The sequence below is a fragment of the Microcoleus sp. FACHB-831 genome (assembly GCF_014695585.1).
In the GTDB taxonomy this organism is placed as follows: Bacteria; Cyanobacteriota; Cyanobacteriia; order Cyanobacteriales; family FACHB-T130; genus FACHB-831.
Window position 1 is genome coordinate 1 of record NZ_JACJON010000001.1, and the last position, 1814, is coordinate 1814.

Here is a 1814-nt window from a genome sequence, read left to right on the forward strand (position 1 = left end):
TGTTAGTCAACTGTTCCAGCATCCGCCTTTCTTCTGGTGTCAGCTTGATAATGTATTTCTTGCTCATTGGATAGCTTAAAAATTTTTGGTGAGCGCTTTTCCTTGCCTTTTCTTTAGATTATCCGTATATACTACCCCTCAAACTATCCTTGACAGCCTACTAGAGGTGGGCAATTGAGTGCTGCTGACAAGCGAGATAATCGGGAGTTAGCAAGAGTTCGAGTTCTCGGTGAGCATGTCAACCGTCACTTGAAGATTTTTAAGATTCTCAGTAAACACTATCGCAATCGTCGTCGTCGCTTTGGGCTACGTTGCAATTTCATTTGTGCGCTCTACAACTATGAACTCAGGCTTGCTCAATGATTTCTACAAGAGGTCTTATGAACATAAGTCACATTTCCTCTATATCATTTTAATTATTTCTACAATAAGAACCTATCTACAAGATTCTCTAAATTCCATAATTCGCCAAACTAAGGAGGCAAAGATGAAAGGTAAATATCTGTATGGCTTTTTAGCAGCTGGTTTGATCCTCGGTGTTCCGTTGATTGCCAAAGCCAGAATTGCACTCAATGGGGTCTCGGTCAATGGGACTGACCTGAACACAAACCAGATTACCCCTGCGGCTACTAACAGCACTATTCGGGTAGAAGGTGGGCAGTTGGTGATTCAAGCAACCCAAATCGCTCCATAGACTAGCGCTACTTCACTCATCAAATCCACTATGAAGAAAAGCATCCGATGGTGGATAGGGAGTGGGTTCATTGTGCTCTTGATTGCTGGTGCTGTGTATTTTACCTATCAGCATCTAAGACCGTCTGAGCTCAATGCTCCTTTTCCTTTCTCTCCGTCCGTTGTGCTAAAAGGAACCGCCGTTCAAGGGGCTGTCTTAACTAGCACAGATAGCGAAGGGCGAAGCGTAACCCTGAAAATTCAGGACGTTGAGCGTGACCCCAAAGATTCGGAGGGAGAGGTTTATCTTTATACTGTGATCTATCAAAATACCCCAACCTCTCAATGGCAGAATATCTGCCAGCCGGATCGAGACAATATGGCTGTTGCCATACCTCTGTCTGGCCAATGGGATACTAGAGGGAACCACATCAATAACGGAAGAATTACCTTTGCTTGTACGAATAGTGCTTTAGCAAAATGTCTGCGTTGGGGATATAAACCCTGGAAAACGGTTCAAGGTCAATCTCTACGGGATTACCATCAGGCTTGCACACGAATGGTACGAGCTGATTACTGTGGCACTGGGGTTGCTCATACCCAAGATGGAAACGAGATTGATATTTACGATCGACTTGGAATTCAAAAACGGACAAATAACAGTGGAATGGAGTTTGAGGCTGCTTGGAACTCAGATGGAGCTGTTGCAATCAGTAGAACCCGTTTCCCAGAAACACTTGCTCAAATTAAAAAGGAATGCCCTGAGCGATTCAAACCTCTTCAACGTGAACCTACAGTAGATATTGATACTTCTACATCACTCTCATTACTACAGCAGTACGCTCCAAAAGCACTGATTTTTAACGATTCATTCGTCAACTCATTAAAATAACGACGGTCTCACTCCCACTAAGCGCTAAAAGACTAACAATTCCAATGCAGCGGACGGTCGAAATCTCTGGTGTTGCGTTTGAGGTTATCTGCCGCCGCACCTTTGAGGAAGCGACAGAAACATTGTAGCCCGACCTAAGAGGATGTTTGAAAAGTGGTGAGGGGTTAAATATTATGCCAACCGCCTGACCATGATACGGATCATTGCCAGATAAATAAAAGTCTCCGATGTTTCTGGCAATAACTCATAA

General features: G+C 43.8%; 2 protein-coding genes and 1 pseudogene. All 3 read left to right on the forward strand.

The genetic code is table 11. The features are described from left to right. Positions 1–174: 174 nt before the first annotated feature. A pseudogene (locus tag H6F77_RS00005) lies at positions 175–363 on the forward strand (transposase family protein); the annotation flags it as partial. A gap of 124 nt (positions 364–487) precedes the next feature. Next, positions 488–694, forward strand: a complete 207-nt coding sequence (locus H6F77_RS00010) for a hypothetical protein (protein ID WP_190484019.1) — start codon at positions 488–490, stop codon at positions 692–694. Between the two features lie 30 nt (positions 695–724). Beyond that, positions 725–1564, forward strand: coding sequence for an ADYC domain-containing protein (locus tag H6F77_RS00015; protein WP_190484021.1), 840 nt, complete (start codon positions 725–727; stop codon positions 1562–1564). Positions 1565–1814 lie beyond the last annotated feature (250 nt).

Bases quoted from the DNA above. Each gene is read 5' to 3' on its own strand.
- H6F77_RS00010 (WP_190484019.1), top strand. From the start codon at position 488: ATGAAAGGTAAATATCTGTATGGCTTTTTAGCAGCTGGTTTGATCCTC.
- H6F77_RS00015 (WP_190484021.1), top strand. From the start codon at position 725: ATGAAGAAAAGCATCCGATGGTGGATAGGGAGTGGGTTCATTGTGCTC.